The following is a 25,623-nucleotide window of genomic DNA, read 5'->3' on the forward strand; positions in this document are numbered from 1 at the left end:
CGAACGCCGGCGGGGCCGGACGGCGGATACGTGAGAGCCCCGCGCCGGAGCACGGGGCTCGGGACACGGGGCTCTCGTCGCGACTACTCGTCCGCAGCCGGGGCCGCAGCCGTCTTCTTCGCCGCCGTCTTCTTCGCGACCGTCTTCTTCGCGGTCGCCGCCTTCGCGGTCGTCGTCTTCTTCGCGGCGGTCTTCTTCGCGGCCGCGGTCTTCGTCGCGGTCGCCTTCTTCGCCGGGGCCTTCTTGGCGGCGGCCTTCTTCGCCGTCTTCTTGGCCGGGGCCTTCGCCCGCTTCTCCGCGAGCAGCTCGTAGCCCCGCTCCGGCGTGATCGTCTCGACGTCGTCGTCCCGCCGCAGCGTCGCGTTCGTCTCGCCGTCCGTCACGTACGGCCCGAAGCGGCCGTCCTTGACCACCACCGGCTTCTCGCTGACCGGGTCCGTGCCCAGCTCCTTCAGCGGCGGCTTGGCCGCGGCCCGCCCGCGCTGCTTGGGCTGCGCGTAGATGGCGAGCGCCTCGTCCAGCGTGATCGTGAAGAGCTGGTCCTCGGTCTCCAGCGACCGCGAGTCCGTGCCCTTCTTCAGGTACGGGCCGTAGCGGCCGTTCTGGGCCGTGATCTCCACGCCCTCGGCGTCCGCGCCGACGACACGCGGCAGCGACATCAGCTTCAGGGCGTCGTCGAGGGTGACGGTGTCCAGGCTCATCGTCTTGAAGAGCGAGGCCGTCCGAGGCTTGACCGCGTTCTTGCCGGTCTTCGGCGTGCCCTCGGGCAGGATCTCCGTCACGTACGGCCCGTAGCGGCCGTCCTTGGCGACGATCTCGTTCCCGCTGACCGGGTCCTTGCCGAGCTGGAACTCGCCGCTCGGCTTCGCGAACAGCTCCTCCGCATAGGCGACCGTCAGCTCGTCCGGAGCCATCTCGTCCGGGACGTCGGCGCGCTGGTGGCCCTCGGCGTCCTTCTCGCCCCGCTCCACGTACGGGCCGTAGCGGCCTACGCGCAGCACGATGCCCTCGCCGACCGGGAAAGAGGAGATCTCCCGGGCGTCGATCGCGCCCAGGTCGGTGACCAGCTCCTTCAGACCGCCGAGGTGGTCGCCGTCGGCCGGTACGACCTCGGTGGCGTCCTCGGAGCCGAAGTAGAAGCGCTTCAGCCACGGCACGGACTGGGCCTCACCCCGTGCGATGCGGTCGAGGTCGTCCTCCATCTTCGCGGTGAAGTCGTAGTCGACGAGCCTGCCGAAGTGCTTCTCCAGCAGGTTGACCACGGCGAACGACAGGAAGGACGGCACGAGGGCCGTGCCCTTCTTGAAGACGTATCCGCGGTCGAGGATCGTGCCGATGATCGACGCGTACGTCGACGGCCGGCCGATCTCCCGCTCTTCGAGCTCCTTGACCAGCGAGGCCTCGGTGTAGCGGGCCGGCGGCTTGGTCGAGTGGCCGTCCGCCGTGATCTCCTCGGCGGCGAGCGCGTCGCCCTCCGCGACCTGCGGCAGGCGCCGCTCGCGGTCGTCGAGCTCGGCGTTCGGGTCGTCCGCGCCCTCGACGTACGCCTTCATGAAGCCGTGGAAGGTGATCGTCTTGCCGGACGCGCTGAACTCGGCGTCGCGTCCGTCGGACGCCCGGCCGCCGATCTTCACGGTGACGCTGTTGCCGACCGCGTCCTTCATCTGGGAGGCGACGGTGCGCTTCCAGATCAGCTCGTACAGGCGGAACTGGTCACCGGTCAGACCCGTCTCGGCCGGGGTGCGGAAACGATCACCCGAAGGACGGATCGCCTCGTGCGCCTCCTGCGCGTTCTTGACCTTGCCCGCGTAGACGCGGGGCTTCTCCGGCAGGTAGTCGGCTCCGTAGAGCTGGGTGACCTGCGCCCGGGCGGCCGACACCGCGGTGTCGGACAGCGTGGTGGAGTCCGTACGCATGTAGGTGATGAAGCCGTTCTCGTACAGCTTCTGCGCCACCTGCATCGTCGCCTTCGCACCGAAGCCCAGCTTGCGCGAGGCCTCCTGCTGGAGCGTCGTCGTACGGAACGGGGCGTACGGGGAACGGCGGTACGGCTTGGACTCGACGGACCGGACGGCGAACGAAGCACCTTCCAGCGCGGCGGCCAGCGCCCGGGCGCCCGCCTCGTCGAGGTGCAGCACCTCGCTCTTGAGCTGCCCGTTCGAGCCGAAGTCTCGGCCCTGGGCGACGCGCTTGCCGTCCACCGTGTTCAGGCGGGCGACCAGGGTCGACGGGTCGGAGGCGTCTCCGGCCCGGCCGGTGGAGAAGGTTCCGGTCAGGTCCCAGTACTCGGCGGAGCGGAAGGCGATGCGCTCGCGCTCCCGCTCGACGACGAGGCGGGTGGCCACCGACTGGACGCGGCCGGCCGACAGGCGCGGCATGACCTTCTTCCACAGGACCGGCGAGACCTCGTAGCCGTAGAGGCGGTCGAGGATGCGCCGGGTCTCCTGGGCGTCGACCATGCGCTGGTTGAGCTCGCGCGGGTTGGCGACGGCGTCGCGGATCGCGTCCTTGGTGATCTCGTGGAAGACCATCCGGTGGACGGGGACCTTGGGCTTGAGGACTTCCTGCAGGTGCCACGCGATGGCTTCGCCCTCGCGGTCCTCATCGGTGGCGAGGAAGAGTTCGTCGGACTCGGCCAGCAGCTCCTTGAGCTTCCTGACCTGGGCCTTCTTGTCGGCGTTGACGACGTAGATGGGCGCGAAGTCGTGCTCGACGTCCACGCCGAGACGGCGGACCTCGCCGGTGTACTTGTCGGGAACCTCGGCCGCGCCGTTCGGGAGGTCGCGGATGTGCCCGACGCTCGCCTCGACGACGTATCCCGGGCCGAGGTAGCCCTTGATCGTCTTCGCCTTGGCTGGGGACTCGACGATGACGAGTCGGCGGCCGCCCTTTGCGGTCTCGCTAGTCGGGGACAACTTGGCTCTTCTCTCCGGTCGGCACTCGGTCGCAGTACGGCGACGCTGCGGAGTGTGACGGTACAACCCGCCCCCGTGTCAAACGGCACAAGCCCGCAACGGCCACTCGAACGGTAACCCGACAAGTGCCGTTTCTGCCGCCCGGATGCCGCGCCCGCCCCTTCCCGATCACCGGGCCGAGTGGCCGGGGGGCCGTCTGGCCCCGCTCCCGCGCCCCGTCCCGCACCGGCATTCCGGGCCGGTGCCGCGGCCGCCGGCCAACCCGCCGCGGCGGGTCCGGAGCCGTGCGGCGCGCCGGGCCCCGAAGGTGGCGAAAGCCTCACCGAAGCCCTGCCGGAAAAACGGAACCATCGCTTCGACCACGACGGGGCGCGCACCTCGGGCCACCGGCGCACAGCGGCCGGCGCGCGCTCCCGTCCAGGCCTGCAGAGGCCCCGAGCAGCGGGAACACGGCCCTCGCGAAGATCGCCGGACCGCCTTCCGCGCTGTTCCCCCTCTCCCCCGGGCCACTCTCGGGACCCCCCCGGATCCCGCTGTCCTGCATACTGCCGGCCCCGGGGATACGCCGGGCGAACCCCGGGTTACATCCCGGTGCCGGCTACTGGCCGGGGCGCGCCACGGGCTCCAGGAACCCCTGCTCGACCAGCAGCCGGATGGCCTCCGGGGTCCGGTCCCGCAGCACCACGGGGTCCTCCTGCATCAGCTGCGCGATCGCGTCGAGGATCCGCCCGGCGCTCAGTGAGCCGTCACACACTCCCGCGAAGCCCGCGCCGACCGTGTCGACCTTCGTGGCGCGCCGCATTCCGCGGTTCTGCCGGAGCACGACGTGTTCCGGGTCCTCCGCGCCGGGCGGGCCGACCTGCTCCTGGACCACTTCCTCCACCAGCGTGAAATGGGCCTCCAGCAGGGCCGCGTCGTCGTGCTCGCGCAGGTAGTCCTGGCGGGCGAAGTGGGCGAGGACGGCCTCGCCGAGCGGCTGCTCCACCGTGTGCGGCCACTCCTCGACCACGATCGAGGGCTCGGCCGCGTCCGTCCGCCGCAAGGTGATCCATCCGAAGCCGACCGACCTGGTCTTGCGGGCTTCGAACTCGTCGAGCCAGTCCTCGTACCGCCGCGCGTACTCGGCGGGGTCGGTGCGGTGGTCCCCCGCGTCGCGCAGCCACAGCTCCGCGTACTGCGTGACGTCCTGCACGTCACGCTGCACGATCCAGGCGTCGCAGCCGCGCGGCACCCAGGAGCGGAGCCTGTCGTGCCAGTCCTCGCCCTCCACGTGCTGCCAGTTGCCGAGGAACTGCGCGTACCCGCCGGGGTTGAGCCGCTCGCCCGCCTCCTGGACCAGGGTCCGGCACAGGTCGTCGCCGCCCATCCCGCCGTCGCGGTACGTCAGCCGGGCGCCGGGGGAGATCACGAACGGCGGGTTCGAGACGATCAAGTCGTACGTGGCCTCGCCGACCGGCTCGTAGAGCGAGCCGGTGAGCAGCTCGGCCTCCGGCGCCCCGGAGAGCGCGAGCGTCAAACGGGTGAATCCGAGGGCCCTGGGGTTGACGTCGGTGGCGGTGACCCTCGTCGCGTGCCGGGTGGCGTGCAGCGCCTGGATGCCGGATCCGGTGCCGAGGTCCAGGGCGGAGCCGACCGGGGTGCGCACGGTGATACCGGCCAGGGTGGTGGAGGCGCCGCCGACGCCGAGGACGACGCCCTCCTCCCGGCTGCCGATCCCGCCGGCCCCGCCCACGGCGCACCCGAGGTCCGAGACGATGAACCAGTCCTCGCCGTCCGGGCCGCCGTACGGGCGCACGTCGACGGTGGCGTGCACCTCGTCGCCCTCGCGCCGCAGCCAGCCGTCGGCCAGGGCGGCCTCGACCGGCATCGCCGACGCGGCGTGCACGTACGGCACGGGCTGCTGCAGCAGGAACAGCCGGACCAGGGTCGCGAGCGGTCCCTCGCCGCCACCCCGGGTGGCGCGCAGCGCGGGGACGGTCTCACTGCGGGCCAGCGCGGCGTAGGCGGGGGCGCCGAGCAGGTCGAGCAGCCCGTCGGCGGTGAAGCCGGCGGCCAGCATGGCGCTGCGGAGCTCGGCGGCATGGTCGGGGGTGGGGAGGCTCGTGGTACTCACGCCTCCATTGTGTCCGCTGGGGCCCGTTCTGCCGCTCACCACGGGCCCGTACGCACGAAAGGGCGGCCGCGATCCCCTCACGGGAGCCCGGCCGCCCGGGTCTTCGTACGGCGCTGCGCGGCCCTGCGGGGCCTGCGGGCCCGGCTACTTGGGCGATGCCGAAGGCGCCGCGACCTGGCAGCCCTTCTGGCTGTTGATGGCCTTGTCCAGGCCGCCCTCGTTGAGCGTGGCGAGCGCGTCCTGGCCGCCCTTCGTCGCCGCTTCCAGACCGCCCGCGACCTCCTTGAGGCCGTCGGCGAACTTCGTCTGGTCCGCGGGGTCGAGGGTGTCCATCTTCGCCTTCAAGTCGGCGTACCCCTTGGAGGTCGACTCGAAGCCCTTGACCGCCGCCGCCTGGGTCGTGGCGCCGTCCTTGACCGGCGGCACCCCCGCCTGCTGCAGGGCGCTACCCATCGTCTTGTACGACTCGGACATGGTCGCGAAGGCCGCCGCGTCCGTCTGCTTGACCTCGTCGGGCTTGCTGCTCTCGGTCGCCACCCGCTTGATGTCCGCGTTGGCCGTCTCGATCTTCTTGAGTTCGGGCTGCCACTGGTCGCAGACCTTCTTGGCCCAGGCGTTGGCCTTCTCGTCGCCGTCGTCTCCGCCGCAGCCGGACAGGACGAGCATCAGCACCGCACTGCCCGACAACGCGGCCGCAAGCTTCTTGTTCACCGGATTGGTCCCTTCGAAGGCTCTCGGCCCGGAAGATACACGCCTGCCATCCGCGACGCAGAAAGGCGGACAGACGGCGCGTCAGTCCGCGCCGCCTGTCCGCCGTTCGGGCGCACGGCCGGCCCTGCCCGGCCCGGCCCGTCCTGTCGGTCGGTGCCTCGGTCAGGAGACCGTCGCCGGGTCTGCGGACTGGGCCACCCGCTCGGCCGTCCCGTCGCCCTCGTCGCCCACGGCGATGCCGCGGCGCTTGGAGACGTACACGGCGCCGATGATGACGCCGATCGCGAGGACCGCTACGACCGCCCGTACGGTCGGGCTGGTGTCCGCGCCGTAGCTGAACTGCACGACGGCGGGCGCGATCAGCAGCGCCACCAGGTTCATGACCTTGAGCAGCGGGTTGATCGCGGGACCGGCGGTGTCCTTGAACGGGTCGCCGACCGTGTCGCCGATGACGACCGCCGCGTGGGCCTCGCTGCCCTTGCCGCCGTGGTGGCCGTCCTCGACCAGCTTCTTCGCGTTGTCCCACGCGCCGCCGGAGTTGGCGAGGAAGACCGCCATCAGCGTGCCCGTGCCGATGGCGCCGGCGAGGAAGGACCCGAGCGCGCCGACGCCGAGGCTGAAGCCCACCGCGATCGGCGTCAGGACGGCGAGCAGGCCGGGCGTGGCGAGCTCGCGCAGCGCGTCCTTGGTGCAGATGTCGACGACGCGCCCGTACTCGGGCTTCTCGGTGTAGTCCATGATCCCGGGGTGCTCGCGGAACTGGCGGCGCACCTCGTAGACCACGGCGCCCGCGGAGCGGGAGACCGCGTTGATGGCGAGGCCGGAGAACAGGAAGACCACGGCCGCGCCCAGGATCAGCCCGACGAGGTTGTTGGGCTGTGCGATGTCCAGGCTGAGGTTCATCTCCCCGGCCTTGGCCCCGACTTCCTTGACGGCGGTGGCGATCGCGTCGTTGTACGAGCCGAAGAGCGCGGCGGCGGCGAGCACTGCCGTGGCGATGGCGATGCCCTTGGTGATGGCCTTGGTGGTGTTGCCCACGGCGTCCAGGTCGGTCAGGACCTGGGCACCCGCGCCCTCGACGTCGCCCGACATCTCGGCGATGCCCTGGGCGTTGTCGGAGACGGGTCCGAAGGTGTCCATGGCGACGATGACGCCGACGGTGGTGAGCAGGCCGGTGCCGGCCAGGGCCACCGCGAAGAGGGCGAGCAGGATCGACGTGCCGCCGAGCAGGAACGCCCCGTAGACGCCGAGACCGATGAGCAGCGCCGTGTAGACGGCGGACTCCAGGCCGACGGAGATGCCGGCGAGGACGACGGTGGCCGCGCCGGTCAGGGAGGACTTGCCGATGTCCCGGACGGGACGGCGGTTGGTCTCGGTGAAGTAGCCGGTGAGCTGCTGGATCAGGGCCGCCAGCACGATGCCGATGGCGACGGCGACGACGGCCAGGACGCGCGGGTCACCTGAGTGGTTGGTGATGGCCGCGTTCTCGACGCCGACGAGGTCCTTGTAGGAGGCCGGGAGGTAGGCGTACACGGCAATCGCGACCAGGACCAGGGAGATCACGGCCGAGATGAAGAAGCCGCGGTTGATGGCGGTCATGCCGCTGCGGTCGCTGCGGCGCGGGGAGACCGCGAAGATGCCGATCATCGCGGTGATCACGCCGATCGCGGGGACGATCAGCGGGAAGGCGAGGCCCAGGTCGCCGAAGGCAGCCTTGCCGAGGATGAGCGCGGCCACGAGGGTGACGGCGTAGGACTCGAAGAGGTCGGCCGCCATTCCGGCGCAGTCTCCGACGTTGTCGCCCACGTTGTCGGCGATGGTCGCGGCATTGCGCGGGTCGTCCTCCGGAATGCCCTGTTCGACCTTGCCGACCAGGTCGGCGCCGACGTCGGCGGCCTTCGTGAAGATTCCGCCGCCCACGCGCATGAACATCGCGATCAGGGCGGCGCCGAGACCGAAGCCCTCCAGGACCTTGGGGGCGTCCGCGGCGTAGACCAGGACGACGCAGGAGGCGCCGAGGAGGCCGAGGCCGACGGTGAACATGCCGACCACGCCACCCGTACGGAAGGCGATCTTCATCGCCTGGTGGGAGACCTCGGTCAGGTCCTTGGCGGGCTCCCCCTCGGCCGGGGTGGCCTGGCGCGCCGCCGCCGCGACGCGGACGTTGGCGCGGACCGCCAGGCGCATGCCGATGTAGCCGGTGGCCGCCGAGAAGATGGCGCCGACGAGGAAGAAGGCGGAGCGTCCCGCCCGCTGGTTCCAGTCGTCGGCGGGGAGCAGGAAGAGCAGGAAGAAGACCACGACGGCGAAGATGCCGAGAGTGCGCAGCTGCCGGCCGAGGTAGGCGTTGGCGCCTTCCTGGACGGCCGCGGCGATCTTCTTCATGCTGTCGGTTCCCTCGTCGGCGGCGAGGACCTGGCGGACCAGGAACTGCGCGACGACGAGTGCGGCGAGTGCCACGGCCGCAATGACCATCACGATGAGCCGATTGTCATCGGTGAGTACTGCGGATGCCAGATCAGCGGTGCTGTCCGGCGCGAGAGGGGTGAAGAGCCCCGTCATTCGTCCTCCTTGACGTGATGAGCTCAAGATGTGGACGGATTGTAGGGAGCCCACCCCGATCAAAACAGTGCGCAGGAAACGTAATTGGCGTGCTCCTGCTCCTCAGCAATAGATCGCGTCACTCCATTACCCTCGAAAGTGGTAATGGGGCAAAGGCATTGACGAATGCTCATTGATCTAGAGAAATGAAAAAAGGCCCTGCTCAGCAGGGCCTTGATAAAGATCAGAAGATAGGAGGTTTGTGCGCGCCAGGATGCGCGCCAGGATCACGTCGTGATCTCAGTGAAGGTCGGCGGAACCCGAGACGGGCCAGCTCATCCGGATGGTTCCGCCCGATTCCCCACTGGTCACCTCGACGTCGTCGACGAGCCCGCTGATCACCGCGAGACCCATCTCGTCCTCGGTGTCCCCGTCGGAGTCCTCGACCGCGGCGATGCCGGACATGGTCTCGGCCGGGCCCCCGCCCGGGCCGGGGACCTCGTCGCCGACCTCGATGGAGAACGTCTTGTCCTCTTCGGTCAGCACCACCCGGACGGGCGCGGTGAGCCCGTTGGTCCGGTGGAGTCCGACGGCACGCGAGCAGGCCTCGCCCACGGCGAGGCGGACCTCGTCGAGGACGGCTTCCTCCACGCCGGCCCTGCGCGCCACGGCGGCCGCGACCAGGCGGGCCGTCCGGACGTGTTCGGGCTGGGCGCTGAAGCGCAGTTCAACGGTGGCCATGCGCGTCCCCCTCGGACTACGGGCGTGCCTTGACAGGGGTCCGGACCATCCATGGCCCGGCACCCCCGCTCTCCTTGTCGGCCCCCAGCTGCCCGGAGACTGCCGGGGGCCGCCTGGAGCCGTCAGTCGGTGGCGTTGACGGCGTCTTCCACCGTGGTGTGGATCGGGAACACCTTGGTCAGACCGGTGATACGGAAGATCTTCAAGATGCGCTCCTGGTTGCACACCAGGCGGAGCGAACCCTCGTGCGCGCGGACGCGCTTGAGGCCTCCCACGAGCACACCCAGTCCGGTGGAGTCGAGGAAGTCCACTCGCTCCATGTCGACGACCAGGTGGTAGCTGCCGTCGTTCACCAACTCGACCAACTGCTCGCGCAGCTTGGGCGCGGTATACACATCAATCTCGCCACCGACCTCCACGACCGTACGGTCGCCGACAGTGCGAGTCGACAGGGACAGGTCCACGGATCCTCCAGCACCTTGCTATCGAGCGGCGCCCCCCAGGGGCCTCCCCACCCGAAGGTAGGTGAGGGATTGGCTGCCGCAATGGCATTCAATCACTTACCGGCAGGCGCGCACGACGCCTTCCGACCATTGTCCCGCACGCCGGTGACACACTCGGTTCCGATGGCCAACACTCACGGTCCCGGACGGCCCACGGCAGACGCGGACTCCCGACCCACCCCCGGCACGGTCCTGGACCGCCTGTCACGGGGGCCTTTCCGCTCTGCGCGCATCACCCATACGGAGCACTTGCCCCCTCGGGAGGGCCGTCATGCAGTCTGGCCCGACCGCATCCGAACGGACGTAGTAGCCGCCATCCAGTCCGCCGGAATCGACCATCCGTGGGAACACCAGGCCGCGGCCGCCGAACACGCCCTGGACGGAGAATCCGTGGTCGTGGCCACGGGGACCGCCTCCGGCAAGTCCCTGGCCTACCTCGCACCCGTGCTGTCGGCCCTCGTGGACGGCGCGCAGGCGCCGAACGGCAGGGGCGCGACCACCCTGTACCTGGCCCCCACCAAGGCCCTGGCGGCCGACCAGCGGCGCGCCGTACGGGACCTGGCCGCCCCGCTGGGCAACGCCGTCCGCGCCGCGGTCTACGACGGGGACACGCCGGTCGAGGAGCGCGAATGGGTGCGCCAGTACGCCAACCACGTCCTCACCAACCCCGACATGCTGCACCGCGGGATCCTCCCCGCCCACCCCCGCTGGTCCTCCTTCCTGCGCGCCTTGCGCTACGTGGTGATCGACGAGTGCCACACCTACCGCGGCGTCTTCGGATCCCACGTGGCCCAGGTCCTGCGCCGGCTGCGGCGGCTGTGCGCCCGCTACGGCTCGCAGCCGGTGTTCCTGCTGGCCTCCGCCACGGCCAGTGATCCTGCGGCCGCCGCGTCCCGGTTGACCGGCGTACCCGTGATCGAGATCACCGACGACGCCTCACCGCGCGGCGAGGTGGTCTTCGCCCTCTGGGAGCCCCCGCTGCTCACCGAGCTGCGGGGCGAGAAGGGCGCCCCGGTACGCCGTACGGCCACCGCGGAGACCGCCGACCTGCTGACCGACCTGGTGGTCCAAGGCGTCCGTACGGTCGCTTTCGTGCGCTCCCGGCGCGGCGCCGAGCTGATCTCCGTGATCACGAAGGAGCGCCTCGCGGAAGTGGACCGGTCCCTGCCGCGGCGGGTCGCGGCCTACCGGGGCGGCTACCTGCCCGAGGAGCGGCGGGCCCTGGAGCGGGCCCTGCACTCCGGCGAGCTGCTGGGGCTGGCCGCCACGAGCGCCCTGGAGCTGGGCGTGGACGTCTCCGGCCTGGACGCCGTACTGATCACCGGCTACCCGGGCACTCGGGCCTCCCTGTGGCAGCAGGCGGGCCGGGCCGGGCGCTCGGGCCAGGGCGCCCTGGCCGTGCTGGTCGCCCGCGACGATCCGCTCGACACCTACCTGGTCCACCATCCGGAGGCGCTGTTCCGCCAACCGGTGGAGGCCACTGTCCTGGACCCCGACAACCCGTACGTCCTCGCCCCGCACCTGTGCGCGGCCGCGGAGGAGCTCCCGCTGACCGAGGCGGACCTGGACCTCTTCGGCCCCACCACCAAGGAGCTCCTCCCCCAGCTCGAAGCGGCGAAGCTGCTGCGCCGCCGGGCGTCCGGCTGGCACTGGACCCGCCGGGAGCGGGCCTCGGACCTGACCGACATCCGGGGCGGCGGCGGCCGCCCGGTGCAGATCGTCGAGGCCTCCACCGGCCGGCTGCTGGGCACGGTCGACGAGTCGGCGGCCCACACCACCGTCCACGAGGGGGCCGTCCACCTCCACCAGGGGCGCACGTATCTCGTGCAGCACCTGGACCTGGAGGGCTCGGCGGCCCTCGTGGAGGCGGCGGACCCGCCCTTCTCCACCACGGCCCGCGACACCACCTCCATCTCCATCCTGGAAAGCGAGACCGAGATCCCCTGGGGCTCGGCCCGGCTCTGCTTCGGCTCCGTGGAGGTGACCAACCAGGTCGTCTCCTACCTGCGCCGCAAGCTGATCACCGGCGAGGTCCTCGGCGAGGCCAAGCTGGACCTGCCGCCCCGCACCCTGCGCACCAGGGCCGTCTGGTGGACTGTGACCGAGGAGCAGCTCGACGAGGCCCGGATCAACCCGGAGATCCTCGGCGGCGCCCTGCACGCCGCGGAACACGCCTCCATCGGCATGCTGCCGCTGTTCGCCACCTGCGACCGCTGGGACATCGGCGGCGTTTCCGTGCCGCTGCATCCCGACACCCTCCTCCCCACGGTCTTCGTCTACGACGGCCACCCCGGCGGCGCCGGCTTCGCGGAGCGGGCCTTCCACACGGCCCGCCCCTGGCTGACGGCCACCCGCGACGCCATCGCCGCCTGCGAATGCGAGGCCGGCTGCCCCTCCTGCATCCAGTCCCCCAAGTGCGGCAACGGCAACGACCCCCTCCACAAGCGCGGCGCCATCCGCCTCCTCACCCGCCTCCTCTCCGAAAGCCCTTGAGGCGCCTCCGCCCCCGCCCCGTCCCAGCCCTCACCTGGACCTGACGTGGGCCTGACCTGGGCCTGACGTGGGCCTGATCTGGGTCCCGGGCCTGGCCGGGACGTGTCCGGGGCCTGCCCTAGCCCTCCGGCGCCTGTCCTAGTGCTGTCCTGGGCCTGTCCGGTGCCCTGGCCGGGGCCTGTCCTGCCCGGGGCCTGTCCTGCCCGGGGCAGCGCCCCGGACAACCCGGAGCCGACCCGAACCGGCCCCCGACAGGCGCCCCTGGCGCCCCGGGCGGAACCCCGGCTTGGCCCGGCCGGGCGTCCCCCGGGCGCTCCCACGGGACCCTGCGGGGCCTGAGCCGCTGGCACCAAGGGCGGGGCCGGGACGCCTTGGGGCGCCCCGGGCGGCCTGCCGGGCCCGCTGCCCCAAGAGGCCCACAGCCTGCGGCTCTCGGGACCGCGAGCCCCTGGCTGCTCCGGCCAAGATGCCGGGCCCACCGCCCCCGGACGGCCGGCCCCACCGGACCCTGCGGGAACCGAGCCGCCTAGTCCCAGGGCGGGCCCGAGCGCCCTGGGGCGCCCCGAGCGGGACTGTCGGGCCTACCTCGGACGGGTCCCACGAGGCCCTCAGCCTGCGGTTCTGGGCCGAGCCCGCGGGCAGTCCCGCCGATATACCGGGCTTGCCCCGGACGGCCCCACCGGGCCCTCAGCCCTGCGCCACGGGCAAGCCCGACCAGCCCCGGCTGCTCCAAACGGGCTGCGGCCTACCCCGGACGGCCCCGCAGGGCCATCAGCCCGGCCGCTCAGGCGCCAGCCCGCGAGCCCCCGCCAGACGGCCCCACCGGGTCGTCAGACCGGCGGCTCTCGGGGTGGGCCCGCGCGGGCCCGTATCCGGGGCGCGAAGGGGCCCGCCGCAACCCGGGCCTCCACCTCGGCGACCTCGCCCCCGAGGCGGCACCCGGCGAGGTCCGCGCCCTGCGCCCTGGCCACCCTGAGCGCCGTGGCGCAGGCGGTGTCCGGGCCGTGCGCCCAGGTGGCCGCCGCCGCGAGCGCCGCCAGGTCCGCGGCCGCGGCCGCCCGGTGGCGGGCCACGACGGCCTGGCCGAGCAGCAGCACCCCTGCGAACACCGCCCCCAGCACCGTCGCGACGAGCGCGGCCCAGACCGTGGCCGAGCCCCGGTCCCGGCTCACGGCGGCGGCCCCACGCTGTCCTCGGCGAGTGCCACCGCCTGCGCGCCCAGCCGCAGCGGGATCCCGCCCGGCCCCGGAACGGGCGCCGCCACGCGGACCCGCCAGAGGTCGCCCACCCGCTCCAGCTCCACCCGTGCCCGCGGCGGCGCCGCCTCTCGCGCCGCCGCCACCGCCACCTCCGCGGGCTCCGACCTGGACGCCGCCCGCGCACCGGCCCGCGCCGCGTCCACGCACCGGATCTGTCCGGCAGCCGCCATCAGAGCCCACACCAGCATGGCCGCGAAGAGCACCAGCGCCGGAATCACCAGGGCGGCCTCCGCGGTCACATATCCGCGGTCCCCCATTCCCCGGCCTGCCCCGGACTTCCCCTCAGAACGGCACATCGAGCGCCTTCCCGATGGTCGACTGAAGGGCCGTGGCGACGACTTCGCTCGTCACCACCTTGTAGAGGACAGCCGCGAATGCGCAGGCCGCGATCGTGCCCATGGCGTATTCCGAAGTGGACATCCCCGCATCGCTCCCGCGACCGCCGAGCGCCGTCCGCACACGAACCCAGATGATCCTCATGGCAACCTCCTGTGTATTTCCGTTGTTGATGTGTGATCAATGTGACTTCAGGTGCCGGAGAGAAGTCCCGAGGCCATACCGATCACCACCGGAGCGACCCCGATCGAGAGAAAAGCGGGGAGGAAACACAGCCCCACCGGGGCCGTGACGAGGACCGCCGCCCGCTGCGCCCTGGCTCCGGCCCGGCGGGCCCGGTCCTCCCGGAGCCCTGAGGCGAGCCGGGACACCGGCTCCGCCGCGGGCGCCCCGGTCCGCGCGGCACGCTCCAGACAGTCGGCGAGTGCCCGGGCACCCGGTATCTCCGCCAACCTCCCCCACCCGGCGCCCGGTTCGCCGCCGAGCCGCAGCTCCGCCCCGGCACTCGCGAGCCGCTCGCCCACCGGGCCGCCCAGCGACTCGCCCACCACCTCCGCGGCCTCCACCGGCCCGGCGCCGGCCGCCAGGCACGCGGCCAGCAGCTCGGCGGCAAACGGCAGCTGGCGCTCCGCCTCCCGCGGATCAATGCCGGCCGGCGGCCGCGGCCGGGCCTGCCAACGCCGCACCCCGACCGCAGTCAGGCAGCCGACAACCACCCCGGTCACGCCGCCGAGGAGCACCCAGCCCGCCAGCAGCGCCCCGGCCGGACCGGCCCACACCACCGCCCCGCCCCGCAGCGCGGCACCGAACACCGGCCCGCGAGGCCGAGGCCGCGCCCCCAGCAGCGCGGCGGTCCTGCGCCGGACGGCGCGCGCCCTGACCCGCGCCACCACCGCCGACACCGTCCACAGGGCCGCCGCGAGGCTCAGCACAATCCCCAGCCTGTGGACGAAGAATCCGGCCATCACCGCTCACCCGCCCGGACGATCCGCCGGCACCACAGCAGCCCCAGCGCCTCCAGCACCCCGCCCGCCAGCAGACAGCCCCACCCCATCGGCGTGTGCAGCAGGACATGCAGCGGATCCGCCCCCAGCCCGGTTCCGATCAACAGGCCCACCAGCGGCAGCAGGGCGAGCACCAGCACCGTCGACCGCGCCCCAGCCAACTGGGCCCGCAGCGACTCCTGCCGGTCCCGTTCGGCCCGCAGAGCCCCCTCCAGCCGGTCAAGCCCGGCGGCCAGCCCCGCTCCGCCGTCCACGGACACCCGCCAGCAGGCGGCCATGCCGGCAAGTCCCTCCGCGCCCGGCTCCCGGGCCGCCAGCCGCAGCGCACCAGGGACGTCCCCGCCGAACGCCGCGGCGGCCAGCACCCCCGCCTCCGCCGCACCCGGCCCGCCGGGGCCCGCGGCCGACCGCCGCATCGCCGCCATCAGCGCCTGCCCGGGCTGGGCCCCGGCCCGCAGCTCGCCGACCGCCGCTCCGCACAGGGCCACCACCTCGGCGGCGCGCGCGGACCGGGCCCGCTCGCGCGCCCGCGCCCGCAGCCACCGCCGCACCAGCGGCACCGCGGCCCCTCCCGCCAGCAACGGGAACACCGACCCTCCCAGGAGCGCGACCACCAGCCCGACCCCGAGACAGGCCCATTCACGCCACCGCACGGCCCGCACCCGGACAGCGCCCAGCACCAACTCCCGGCGTGGCGGCCCGCACACGAGCGGCCTCCCCCCGTCGGCAAGCACCAACCGTGCCCGCCGGGACACCCGGTCGCACCCGGTGAGCCCCCAGGCGGCCGCGCCCGCGCACAACACTCCTGCGAACAGCGGCAGCGGCAGCCCCGCCCCGGCGCTCACCGGGCACCTCGCAACAGCGGTCGCAGCCGGTCCCAGCCCTGCTCCCGTACGAAGCCCCGGGCGGCCCACCGCAGCGCGGGTACGGTCACCACCAGTCCGGCGGCGTCCCGCTCCAGCACGTGCACCTCGGCCACCCGGCGCCGCCCCTCCCGGTCCCGGACCAGGTGCAGCACCAGGGTCAGGGCGGCGGCCAACTGGCTGTGCAGAGCGCCCCGGTCGAGCCCGGCGGCCGTCCCCAGCGCCTCCAGCCGGGCCGGGACATGGGCGGCGGCATTGGCGTGCACCGTGCCGCAGCCGCCCTCGTGGCCGGTGTTCAAGGCGGCGAGCAGGTCCGCGACCTCCGCGCCCCGCACCTCGCCGACCACCAGCCGGTCGGGCCTCATCCGCAGCGCCTGCCGGACCAGGTCCGCCAGGGTGACCAGACCGGCCCCCTCCTGGTTGGCCGGTCGGGTCTCCAGCCGCACCACGTGCGGATGGTCGGGGCGCAACTCGGCCGAGTCCTCGGCCAGCACGATCCGTTCGCCGGGGCCCACCAGCCCCAACAGGGCACTGAGGAGGGTGGTCTTGCCGGTCCCCGTCCCACCGGAGACGAGGAACGACAACCGGGCCTCGACCATGTCCCGGAGCAGCCGCTGCCCGCCGGGCGGCAGCGTGCCCGCCGCGACGAGCTCCTCCAGCGTGAATGCCCGCGGCCGCACCACCCGCAGTGAGAGACAGGCCGAGCCGACCGAGACCGGCGGCAGCACGGCATGCAGCCGTGTGCCGTCGGGCATCCGGGCGTCCACCCACGGACGGGCGTCGTCGAGACGCCGACCCGCCACCGCGGCCAGCCGCTGGGCGAGCCTGCGCACGGCCCCCGCATCGGCGAAGGTCACCCCGGTCAGCTCCAGCCCGCCACCGCGGTCCACCCACACCCGGTCGGGGGCCGCCACCAGCACGTCGGTCACCTCCGGATCGGCCAGCAGCGGCTCCAGCGGGCCCGCGCCGACCAGTTCGGAGCGCAACTCGGCCGCTGCGCCCAGTACTTCCTCGTCGCCCAGCAGCCGGCCCTGTGCGCGCAGGGCCGCCGCCACCCGCGCCGGGGTCGGCTCCGCCCCGCTCTCGGCGAGCCGCCTGCGCACCGCGTCCAGCAGCACCGCGCTCATGCCGGCACCCCCTGGGCGGCACCGAGGGCCCGCTGCCAGAATCCGTCGCAGAAGCGGGCCAGGGCGCCCCGCGCCTGCGACCCCGGCGGCTCCCCTTCGGCAACCCGCCCCGGGAGTCCCACCTCGACCGGTACCTCACCGGCCAGCGGCGCCCCCAACAGCCCGGCCACGTCCTCCGGATCCAGACCGCCAGGGCAGCGGCCCCGTACGACGACGCGGACGTCCCGGGCCACCATCCGCACCCCGGCGGCCACCCGGCCCGCCGCGGCCACCGACCGCAGCTCGCCGGGCACGACCATCAGCACCAGGTCGAGCTGGGAGAGCACCTCGGCCACGGCTTCGTCGACCCGCCGGGGGAGGTCGACCACGACGACGCCGCCCCGGCGGCGCGCCGCGGCCACGACCGAGCGGACGGCGGCGGGCGGCACGACCACCCGGTCCCCCCGGTCCCAGCTGAGCACCCGCAACGCGTGCAGTTCGGGCAGGGACTCCTCCAGCGCTCCGGCGCCCACCCGCCCCCGAGAGGCCGCGAAGTCCGGCCAGCGCAGCCCTTCGGCACCTTCGCCGCCGAGCAGCACGTCCATGCCGCCGCCGAGGGGATCACCGTCGATGAGCATGGTCCGCTCGCCTGCGCGGGCGGCCCTGACGGCGAGGGCGCAGGCGAGGGTGGAGGCGCCCGCCCCGCCACTGCCTCCGATCACGCCTACGGCCAGTGCGGGCCGTCCGGCCCCTTCGACGACATCGGCGATGCGGTCCACGAGCCGGCTCTCGGCATCGGGGAGGCGCAGCACCTCCTCGGCGCCGATCTCCACCGCCCGCTGCCACACGAGCGGATCGTCGAGGTCCCGGCCGACGAGGAAGACCCCGGCCCGGCGCGGCGCGCCCCGCACTCGCCGTGCTGCGTCGTCTCCGACCAGCACCAACGGGGCCGACTCCCAGCCAACTCCCGCATCATTGAAGCCAGTTGGGAAAACCGGCGCACCGGCCCCGCTCCCGGGGTGGCCGGCCTCCGCTTCCGCGCTGTCGCCATCGCGCCCCGGTGCCGCGTGAAGCACGTGCGGATCGGCCCCCGCCGCGGCGCACAGCCTCAGCAAGTCGTCGAGCAGCAGAGGATCTTCGGTGATGATCAGCGGCCGGCGCCCGGTGGGTGAGGCCCCGGGGGTCACCACGTCGGCTCCCCCGGTCCCCGCCGCCCTTCCGGTCATCCCCGTCTTCGGCGTTTCGCACGACTTCGATCGAGCCACGATCTCCGCCCCCTTCTCACTGCAAATCCCAGCACCGCGGACTTCGCGGCTGGAATCACCGTGCAGTGATCGGGAAAAAGAAGTGGATCTTGCCCAATAACTGTGGACAACCCATCGATTGTGAATAACCCGGTCACTCGCGCAGGTGAGTTCCGGAGTGCGGCGGAACCACTACACAGCGTCACGAGTTCGACGTGGTGAGGGCCTGCGGCAGGCGGGCCGCACAGAAGAGGAAGGACCGAGGAGATGGTCGGTCGGAGCCGAAGCCGGGGACGCGAACCGCGTCCGGACATGCGACGACCCCCGCCGGGGGGGAGAGCGGGGGTCGTCCCCACGGTCCGACTCGGGGGGGGAGGAGCCAGACCGGGTTAGCACGGTCGCGAACGATCCGTGACTTCCATGGTGTACCCGAGAGCCCTCTCAGGCAAACCCACGCGCCACACCTTACGCCGAATGGAGGGCGCATATGCTCGGGGCGTGGAAAATCAGCCCTTGCCGCACTCCTCGCCTCGCACCGCAGCCTTCTTCGATCTGGACAAGACGGTCATTGCGAAGTCGAGCACCTTGACGTTCAGCAAGTCCTTCTACCAAGGCGGCCTGATCAACCGGCGAGCCGTGTTGCGCACCGCCTACATCCAGTTCATCTTCCTGGCCGGAGGCGCCGACCACGACCAGATGGAGCGGATGCGCGAGTACCTGTCCGCCCTCTGCAAGGGGTGGAACGTGCAGCAGGTTCGGGAGATCGTCGCGGAGACCCTGCACGACCTCATCGACCCGATCATCTACGACGAGGCCGCATCCCTGATCGAGGCCCACCACACGGCCGGCCGTGACGTGGTGATCGTGTCGACCTCCGGAGCGGAGGTGGTCGAGCCGATCGGGGAGATGCTCGGCGCGGACCGGGTCGTCGCCACCCGCATGGTCGTGGGCGAGGACGGCTGCTTCACCGGCGAGATCGACTACTACGCCTACGGGCCCACCAAGGCAGAGGCCGTACGGGAACTCGCCGAGTCCGAGGGCTACGACCTCGCCCGTTGCTACGCCTACAGCGACTCGGCGACCGACATCCCGATGCTGGAAGCGGTCGGACACCCGCACGCCGTCAACCCGGACCGCGCGCTGCGCCGCGAGGCGACGGCGCGGGAGTGGCCGGTGCTGGTCTTCAACCGGCCCGTACGGCTGAAGCAGCGGCTCCCCGGGCTCTCGATGCCGGCACGCCCGGCGCTGATCGCGGCGGCCGCGGTGGGCGCGGCCGCCGCCACCGCCGGGCTGGTCTGGTACGCGAGCCGGCGCCGGGCCGCACTGTTGGCCGCCTCCGCCTGAATGCCCCACCTGTGCCGGTTCAGGCCGTCCGGTTTACCCCCGCTCGTCCCGAAACGTAAAAAGTGGAGCCAGGGGTTTCGCATAGGAGCAAAGCGGAGTACAAATAAAGCAACGGCCCGCGAGACCAAAGAACATCCGAGAGGATCATCTTTAAAACGCAGTAAGGCCCACGGACCGAAGCATGAACGCCGAGCACCCACGCGACGTCGACCCGTCGATTACGGGCCAGCCGCACCAGGTGACGGGCAAAGTACCCGACCTGATGGGCAACTTTCGAGGACGCTTGGTACCTGGGCGTGAATGCCAGCGGCGACACCAAAGCAAGACGGTGTCGCCGCAACCCATGTCCGGGCATCCTGCGCGAGCCCCGAAGCGGCGGCCTGAATGCGCGAGGGCTCAGGCCGCGCCGCGCTGCAGGGCTTCGCAGACCGCCGTCGACTCCCGCACCCCGAGCTCGATCGCACGGCCGCAGTGGCCGATCCAGGCGGCCATGCCCTCCGCCGTCCCGGAGAGGTAGCCGTCGAAGGCCGCCAGATAGGCCTCGGCCCCCTGCTCCGCGTGACCCACCTCCGCCGGGCAGATCGCCTTGGGGTCCAGCCCGCTGTTGATCAGGACGATGCGTTCGGCCGCCCGCGCGACCAGCCCGTTGTACAAGCCGAACGGCCGCAGGGCCAGCAGTTCGCCGTGCACCACCGATGCCATGACCAGCGCCGGCGCCGAACCGCCCGCGATGATGAGCCGGGACAGGCCGTCCAGCCGGCCGGCCACCTCCTCGGCACCCGGCAACGGTGCTTCCACCAGGGGCTCGACCACCGACTCACCCGCGAGGCGCGGGCGGCCCACCACGTCCCCCTCGGCAGTCGATCCGACCGCCACCAGGTGCAGGCGCGCCAGGACCCGCAGCGGCGACTGGCGCCAGATGCTCAGCAGCTGGCCGGCCTCCGCCGTGAGGCGCAGAGCGGCGCCCACTGTTAGTGCCTCCGGCTCGGCGCCGAAGTCGGTGCGCCGCCGCACCTCCTCCAGCGCCCAGTCCGCGCCGGACAGCGCCGCACTGCCGCGGGCGCCGCGCAGGGCGGCCTCCGCAGTGATCTCACCGCTGCGGCGGCGCATCACCCGGTGCCCGTAGACCCGGTCCACGGCCTTGCGTACGGAATCCACGGAATCGGCGACACCCGGCAGTCCGGCGAGGGCGGCCAACGGGTCAGAAGCGCTACTCATAAGTAGGGAGCCTACGCACTGCGCGGGCATGGCACCGACCCCTCCTTGGAGTGGTCTTCTTCACTCACCTTGACAACTCAGCGCTACTCACCCGCTACGCTTGGTGAACATGAAGATCGCTTTCGTGGGAAAGGGCGGCAGCGGCAAGACGACGCTGTCCTCCCTCTTCATCCGCCACCTCGCCGCCAATGAAGCCCCCGTCGTCGCGGTGGACGCCGACATCAACCAGCACCTGGGCGCCGCGCTCGGGCTCGCCGAGGAAGAGGCCGCCGCTCTGCCCGCCCTGGGCGCGCACCTGCCCCTGATCAAGGAGTACCTGCGGGGTTCCAACCCGCGCATCGCGTCCGCCGACACGATGATCAAGACCACTCCGCCCGGCCGCGGCTCGCGGCTGCTGCGCGTCACCGAGGACAACCCGGTGTACGAGGCCTGCGCCCGCACGGTCCTGCTCGACGGGGATCCCGTACGCCTCATGGCCACCGGGCCGTTCACCGAGGCCGATCTGGGCGTGGCCTGCTACCACTCCAAGGTCGGAGCGGTCGAGCTCTGCCTCAACCACCTCGTCGACGGACCGGACGAGTACGTGGTCGTCGACATGACGGCGGGCTCGGACTCCTTCGCCTCGGGCATGTTCACCCGCTTCGACGTGACCTTCCTCGTCGCCGAACCGACCCGCAAGGGCGTCTCCGTCTACCGCCAGTACAAGGAGTACGCGCGGGACTTCGGAGTCACGCTCGCAGTCATCGGCAACAAGGTGCAGGGCCCCGAGGACATCGAGTTCCTCCAGGACGAGGTGGGCGAGGACCTGCTGGTCACCGTCGGGCACTCCGACTGGGTGCGGGCGATGGAGAAGGGCCGCCCGGCTCCGTTCGAACTGCTGGAGGCGACCAACCGGTTCGCCCTCCAGGCGCTCCAGGACGCCGCCGACGACTCGTACGCGCACCGCGACTGGGCCCGGTACACCGAGCAGATGGTGAGCTTCCACCTCAAGAACGCGGAGAGCTGGGGCAACGCCAAGACCGGGGCCGACCTGGCGGAGCAGATCGACCCCGATTTCGTCCTGCGCGAGGGCCTCGACGCCCCCGAAGCGTTCGACGGCGGCGCGGGCGTCGAGGAGATCGTCAGCCCTCGTCCCCAGACTCATCGGCCGGCTCCGCAGCCGGCTTGACGCCGGTGGGGGCGGCCGGCGGCGCCGGCGGCCCCGCGGTCAGGAACTTCGCCCAGCCCTCCTTCGGAGCCTCGCCGACGTCGAGGGTGCGCATCCACTCCAGAACCTTCGGGTCCTGGGCGTCCAGCCAGTCCACCAGCTCCCGGAACGGCACGCAGCGGACCTCCTTCTGGGTGCACATGCCCTTGATCGACTCCTCGACGGCACGCATGTAGGTGCCGCCGTTCCAGGACTCGAAGTGGTTGCCGATGATCAGCGGGGCACGGTTGCCCTGATAGACGCGGTCGAAGGCCTGTCGCAGCCCGTCGCGCATCTGGTCGCCCCAGTAGGTGTGCTGCGAGGGGTCGCCCTGCGAGGTCGTACCTGACTGGTTGACCATGTAGTTGTAGTCCATGCTCAACGTGTCGAAGGCGCGTCCCGGCATGGGCACCAGCTGGAGCGGGATGTCCCAGAGACCGTCCGTCTTCTTGGGCCAGATCTGCTTGCTGATCCCGCTGGAGTCGTAGCGGAAGCCCATGCCCTTCGCCGCCAGCATGAAGTTCTTCTGGCCTTCGAGGCATGGCGTGCGGGCGCCGACGAGCTCCTTTTCGTAGTCGAAGGGGAGCGCCTCCTCCTGCTTCAGGCCCGCGTTGGTCTTCCAGTTCTTGACGAAGGACTTGGCCTGGTTGATCTCGCTCTTCCACTCGTCCACGGACCAGGTGCCGACGCCCCCGTCGGGCCCGCAGAAGTGGCCGTTGAAGTGGGTGCCGATCTCGTTGCCCTCCAGCCAGGCCGCGCGGACCTGGGCGGCGGTGTCCTTGATGCCCTGGAGGTCGCCGAAGCCGATGTCGGAGCGGCCGGGCGAGTGCTGCGGAGCGGTGTAGAGGAAACGCTTCTCCTCCGGGAGCAGGTACACGCCGCTGAGGAAGTACGTCATACGGGCGTTGTACTTCTTGCCGACCTCGCGGAAGTGCGAGAAGAGCTTCTGACTGTCCTCGCCGGCCCCGTCCCACGAGAACACCACGAACTGCGGGGGCTTCTCACCCGGCTTCAGCTTCTGCGGCTTCACCACGTTCGGCTGCGGCCCGGTGTACGCGGTCGAACCGTCGCCAATGGGGCGGTTGACACTGCCGGGGGCCTCCGCGGCGCCCTTCCGAGCGTTCGGACCGCCGGCGGTCGGGGACTTCGCGGGTTCCGAGGCGGTGCACCCGGCGACGCCCAGGACCAGCGCCGTGGCGACCAGGCCGCCGGCGATCTTCTTCGTGGCGGCGATCATCCGCCCCACCTCTCCCTCGCAGTTCCATCGCAGGACTTCCGCGCCGCAACGTCCCATGCGGTCCACCGCGAGGAAGGTATGACAAGCCGGACAAAATGCTTAATCACCCTTGTGTGCTAATTCGTAAGCCATTTGCCCGAATTGTTCACCACTCGCCTTTACTCTCCATTACCGTTCATTTACCGAGTGTTGAGACTCCCGCCGCTTCGACCCTCATCCCAGAGGAGACGGGACCCGATGACAGCCACCTCCACCACACGCGCACCCGAAGGGGTCCGCAAAGACCTCCCGGCGGACCTCTCCGCCTCCATCGCCGTCTTTCTGATCGCCATGCCGCTCTCCCTCGGCATCGCCCTGGCCACCGGAGCCCCGCTCCAGGCGGGTCTGGTCGCAGCCGCGGTGGGCGGCATCATCGCCGGGCGCCTGGGTGGCGCCCCGCTCCAGGTGAGCGGGCCCGCAGCCGGACTGACCGTGGTCACCGCGGAGTTGATCCAGCGGTACGGATGGCGCACCACGTGCGCCATCACCGTGCTCGCCGGGGTCTGCCAGCTCGGCCTCGCCGCCCTGCGCACCGCCCGGTCCGCGCTCATGGTCAGCCCGGCCATCGTGCACGGCATGCTCGCGGGCATCGGTGTGACCATCGCGCTGGCACAGCTGCACATCGTGCTCGGCGGCACACCGCAGAGCTCGGCCGTGGCGAACGTCCTCGGCCTGCCCGCCCAATTGGCCGACCTGCATCCGGTGGCGCTCGGAGTCAGCGCACTGACCCTGGTCGTCCTGCTCGGCTGGCCGCGGCTGCCCGGGCGGGCCGGCCGCGCCCTGCGCAAGCTGCCGGCGCCCCTCGCCGCCGTCGCCACCGCCACCGCCTTCGCCGCACTGGCCGGGCTCAGCCTGCCCCGGGTGGACCTGCCTTCCTGGCGCAGCCACGCCCTTCCAGAGATGCCTGACGGGCCGGTCCTCGGGCTCGTCGCCGCCGTCCTGACCATCACCCTGGTCGGCAGCGTGGAGTCCCTGCTCTCCGCGGTAGCGACCGACAAGCTGATCGCCTCCGAGCGGAGTACGGACAACCGCCCGCCGCGCGCCGACCTCGACCGCGAACTGCGGGGGCAGGGTGCGGCGAACATCGTCTCCGGGGCCCTGGGCGGGCTGCCCATCACCGGTGTGGCCGTGCGCAGCGTGGCGAACGTCAAGTCCGGCGCGGCCAGCCGGAAGTCGTCGATGATGCACGGCTTCTGGGTACTGCTCGCGGCCTTCCTGCTGGTCCCGCTCCTCGACCTCATCCCGCTGGCCACGCTCGCCGCCCTGGTGATGGCGGTGGGCGTGCAGATGGTCAGCATCACGCACCTGCGCAGCGTCACCCGGCACCGGGAGGCCCTCGTCTACGGGTCGACCATCGTGGCCGTGGTGCTCGGCGGGGTGCTGGAGGGCGTGGCCGTGGGAATCGCGGTGGCCGTCGCCCTGGCGCTCCACCGGCTCGCCCGGACCCGGATCACCCTGGAACAGCTGGACAGCGGCGTCCACCGGGTGTGTGCGCGCGGGCAGTTGACCTTCCTGGCGGTGCCGCGGCTGAGCCGGGTGCTGAACCAGATCCCGCAGGACGCGCACGCCGTGGTCGAGCTCGACGGCTCCTTCATGGACCACGCTGCCTACGAGACGATCCAGGACTGGCAGCAGTCCCACCTGGCGCACGGGGGGACCCTGGAGGTCACCGGCCGCTCGGGCCAGGCCGCCCGGATCAACGGGGCGAACCCGGCCGCGGCCGGCAGGGCCGGCTCCCCCGACGGGCCGGACGGAGCAGATGAAGCGGACGGTGCAGGCAGGGCAGGCGCGGGCCACGGGGCCGATCGCGGCCACGACGCCCGCCATGCCGAGGGCGGTCACCCGGCCGACCGGTCCCGGCGGGGGCAGCACCGCGGGACGCACCAGTGCTGCCGCCCCTGGACCCCCTGGCAGAACCACTGCGACCACCGCGCCACGAGCACCCGTACGGCCACGGCCACGGCGGCGACCATGGCGGCAGAGGCGGCCACGGCCGGGGGCAACGGCGGGGCGGAGGACGGCGGGCCGCGGGACGTCTCGCCGACGCCCCGGCGGCGCGGCGCGGGGCAACTGGCCAGTGGGATCAGCGCCTTCCAGCGGGACACCGCACCGCACATGCGGGACGAGCTGGCCCGGCTGGCACGCGAGGGGCAGCGGCCCTCGCAGCTCTTCATCACCTGCGCGGACTCCCGGCTGGTGACCAGCATGATCACGGCGAGCGGCCCGGGAGACCTGTTCACCGTCCGCAACGTCGGCAATCTCGTGCCGCTGCCGGGCGCGGAGTCCACGGACGACTCCGTGGCGGCGGCCATCGAGTACGCGGTGGACGTGCTGAAGGTCGACAGCATCACGGTCTGCGGGCACTCGGGCTGCGGGGCCATGCAGGCCCTGCTCAGCTCCGCACCCGGGGCCGCGATGACCCCGCTGCGCCGCTGGCTGCGGCACGGACTGCCCAGCCTGGAACGAATGGGCAGCCGCCACCACGCCTGGGCCCGGATCTCGGGCCGGCTCCCCGCCGACGCCGTGGAGCAGCTGTGCCTGACCAACGTGGTCCAGCAGCTGGAGCACCTGCGGGCCCACGAATCGGTCGCCAGGCGGCTCGCCGAGGGCACCCTGGAGCTGCACGGGATGTACTTCCACGTGGGTGAGGCCCAGGCATACCTGTTGTCCGAGGGCGAGGACTTCTTCGACTGCAGGGTCTTTGACACCGTCGGCCTGCACGCCTGAACCGATACCCTCCGGTATCCGTGCCATCGAGTGGCCCCTTCCC

The 25,623-nt window shown here is 72.1% G+C and carries 19 protein-coding genes; 4 read left to right on the forward strand and 15 right to left on the reverse strand.

Going from position 1 to position 25,623, the window contains the following annotated elements:
• Positions 1–83: 83 nt before the first annotated feature.
• The 6 genes from topA to bldG all read right to left on the reverse strand — a co-directional run bounded on the left by topA (position 84) and on the right by bldG (position 9,485).
• Positions 84–2,915, reverse strand: a complete 2,832-nt coding sequence (topA, locus tag ACZ3X1_RS08115; protein WP_467277788.1) for a type I DNA topoisomerase — start codon at positions 2,913–2,915, stop codon at positions 84–86.
• A 598-nt stretch (positions 2,916–3,513) separates the two neighbouring features.
• Entirely contained in the window at positions 3,514–5,028 is a 1,515-nt protein-coding gene (locus ACZ3X1_RS08120; RefSeq protein ID WP_467277791.1) for a DUF7059 domain-containing protein, read from the reverse strand.
• Between the two features lie 144 nt (positions 5,029–5,172).
• Positions 5,173–5,739 (reverse strand): hypothetical protein, encoded by a 567-nt coding sequence (locus ACZ3X1_RS08125; protein WP_030648192.1) that lies wholly within the window; start codon positions 5,737–5,739, stop codon positions 5,173–5,175.
• Positions 5,740–5,901: 162 nt separating this feature from the next.
• Positions 5,902–8,301, reverse strand: coding sequence for a sodium-translocating pyrophosphatase (locus ACZ3X1_RS08130; RefSeq protein WP_356810242.1), 2,400 nt, complete (start codon positions 8,299–8,301; stop codon positions 5,902–5,904).
• A gap of 279 nt (positions 8,302–8,580) precedes the next feature.
• Positions 8,581–9,021 carry an ATP-binding protein gene (locus ACZ3X1_RS08135; protein ID WP_467277795.1) on the reverse strand — a complete coding sequence of 147 codons (441 nt, stop codon included), beginning with the start codon at positions 9,019–9,021 and terminating at the stop codon, positions 8,581–8,583.
• Positions 9,022–9,143: 122 nt separating this feature from the next.
• Positions 9,144–9,485: an anti-sigma factor antagonist BldG gene (bldG, locus tag ACZ3X1_RS08140; protein ID WP_008743037.1), complete on the reverse strand. Its 342-nt coding sequence runs from the start codon at positions 9,483–9,485 to the stop codon at positions 9,144–9,146.
• Between the two features lie 81 nt (positions 9,486–9,566).
• On the opposite strand from bldG, the gene ACZ3X1_RS08145 reads away from it, so the two are divergent.
• Positions 9,567–12,017: a DEAD/DEAH box helicase gene (locus ACZ3X1_RS08145; protein WP_467277801.1), complete on the forward strand. Its 2,451-nt coding sequence runs from the start codon at positions 9,567–9,569 to the stop codon at positions 12,015–12,017.
• An 830-nt stretch (positions 12,018–12,847) separates the two neighbouring features.
• Here ACZ3X1_RS08145 and ACZ3X1_RS08150 read toward each other — a convergent pair.
• Genes ACZ3X1_RS08150 through ssd form a run of 7 tightly spaced genes read right to left on the reverse strand, consistent with a single transcriptional unit; the run spans position 12,848 to position 17,811 of the window.
• Entirely contained in the window at positions 12,848–13,189 is a 342-nt protein-coding gene (locus ACZ3X1_RS08150; RefSeq protein WP_467277804.1) for an Rv3654c family TadE-like protein, read from the reverse strand.
• The gene (locus ACZ3X1_RS08155; protein ID WP_362626923.1) at positions 13,186–13,572 is read right to left on the reverse strand and encodes a TadE family type IV pilus minor pilin; all 387 of its coding nucleotides are present in this window, start codon (positions 13,570–13,572) and stop codon (positions 13,186–13,188) included. The genes ACZ3X1_RS08150 and ACZ3X1_RS08155 overlap by 4 nt, the downstream gene beginning before the upstream one ends.
• Positions 13,559–13,756 (reverse strand): DUF4244 domain-containing protein, encoded by a 198-nt coding sequence (locus tag ACZ3X1_RS08160; RefSeq protein ID WP_356810247.1) that lies wholly within the window; start codon positions 13,754–13,756, stop codon positions 13,559–13,561. The genes ACZ3X1_RS08155 and ACZ3X1_RS08160 overlap by 14 nt, the downstream gene beginning before the upstream one ends.
• Before the next feature lie 47 nt (positions 13,757–13,803).
• Entirely contained in the window at positions 13,804–14,577 is a 774-nt protein-coding gene (locus tag ACZ3X1_RS08165; protein ID WP_467277809.1) for a type II secretion system F family protein, read from the reverse strand.
• A complete protein-coding gene (locus ACZ3X1_RS08170; protein ID WP_467278547.1) occupies positions 14,577–15,431 on the reverse strand; it encodes a type II secretion system F family protein in 855 nt (284 codons plus the stop codon). The genes ACZ3X1_RS08165 and ACZ3X1_RS08170 overlap by 1 nt, the downstream gene beginning before the upstream one ends.
• A gap of 26 nt (positions 15,432–15,457) precedes the next feature.
• The gene (locus ACZ3X1_RS08175; RefSeq protein WP_356810249.1) at positions 15,458–16,606 is read right to left on the reverse strand and encodes a TadA family conjugal transfer-associated ATPase; all 1,149 of its coding nucleotides are present in this window, start codon (positions 16,604–16,606) and stop codon (positions 15,458–15,460) included.
• The gene (gene ssd, locus ACZ3X1_RS08180) at positions 16,603–17,811 is read right to left on the reverse strand and encodes a septum site-determining protein Ssd (protein ID WP_467277815.1); all 1,209 of its coding nucleotides are present in this window, start codon (positions 17,809–17,811) and stop codon (positions 16,603–16,605) included. The genes ACZ3X1_RS08175 and ssd overlap by 4 nt, the downstream gene beginning before the upstream one ends.
• A 492-nt stretch (positions 17,812–18,303) precedes the next feature.
• Here ssd and ACZ3X1_RS08185 point away from each other — a divergent pair, with 492 nt between their 5' ends.
• Positions 18,304–19,173 (forward strand): HAD family hydrolase, encoded by an 870-nt coding sequence (locus tag ACZ3X1_RS08185; protein WP_356810250.1) that lies wholly within the window; start codon positions 18,304–18,306, stop codon positions 19,171–19,173.
• Between the two features lie 396 nt (positions 19,174–19,569).
• On the opposite strand, the gene ACZ3X1_RS08190 is transcribed toward ACZ3X1_RS08185, so the two are convergent.
• Positions 19,570–20,391, reverse strand: a complete 822-nt coding sequence (locus ACZ3X1_RS08190; protein WP_467277821.1) for a Fic family protein — start codon at positions 20,389–20,391, stop codon at positions 19,570–19,572.
• A gap of 109 nt (positions 20,392–20,500) precedes the next feature.
• Here ACZ3X1_RS08190 and ACZ3X1_RS08195 point away from each other — a divergent pair, with 109 nt between their 5' ends.
• Positions 20,501–21,559, forward strand: a complete 1,059-nt coding sequence (locus tag ACZ3X1_RS08195; RefSeq protein ID WP_362626954.1) for an ATP-binding protein — start codon at positions 20,501–20,503, stop codon at positions 21,557–21,559.
• On the opposite strand, the gene ACZ3X1_RS08200 is transcribed toward ACZ3X1_RS08195, so the two are convergent.
• Positions 21,513–22,814, reverse strand: a complete 1,302-nt coding sequence (locus ACZ3X1_RS08200) for a polysaccharide deacetylase family protein (protein WP_356810253.1) — start codon at positions 22,812–22,814, stop codon at positions 21,513–21,515. The two genes, ACZ3X1_RS08195 and ACZ3X1_RS08200, sit on opposite strands and share 47 nt — an antisense overlap.
• A 237-nt stretch (positions 22,815–23,051) precedes the next feature.
• On the opposite strand from ACZ3X1_RS08200, the gene ACZ3X1_RS08205 reads away from it, so the two are divergent.
• The gene (locus ACZ3X1_RS08205) at positions 23,052–25,580 is read left to right on the forward strand and encodes a bifunctional SulP family inorganic anion transporter/carbonic anhydrase (protein ID WP_467277830.1); all 2,529 of its coding nucleotides are present in this window, start codon (positions 23,052–23,054) and stop codon (positions 25,578–25,580) included.
• Positions 25,581–25,623: the final 43 nt, after the last annotated feature.

This window comes from Streptomyces sp. NPDC023541, from assembly GCF_055559995.1.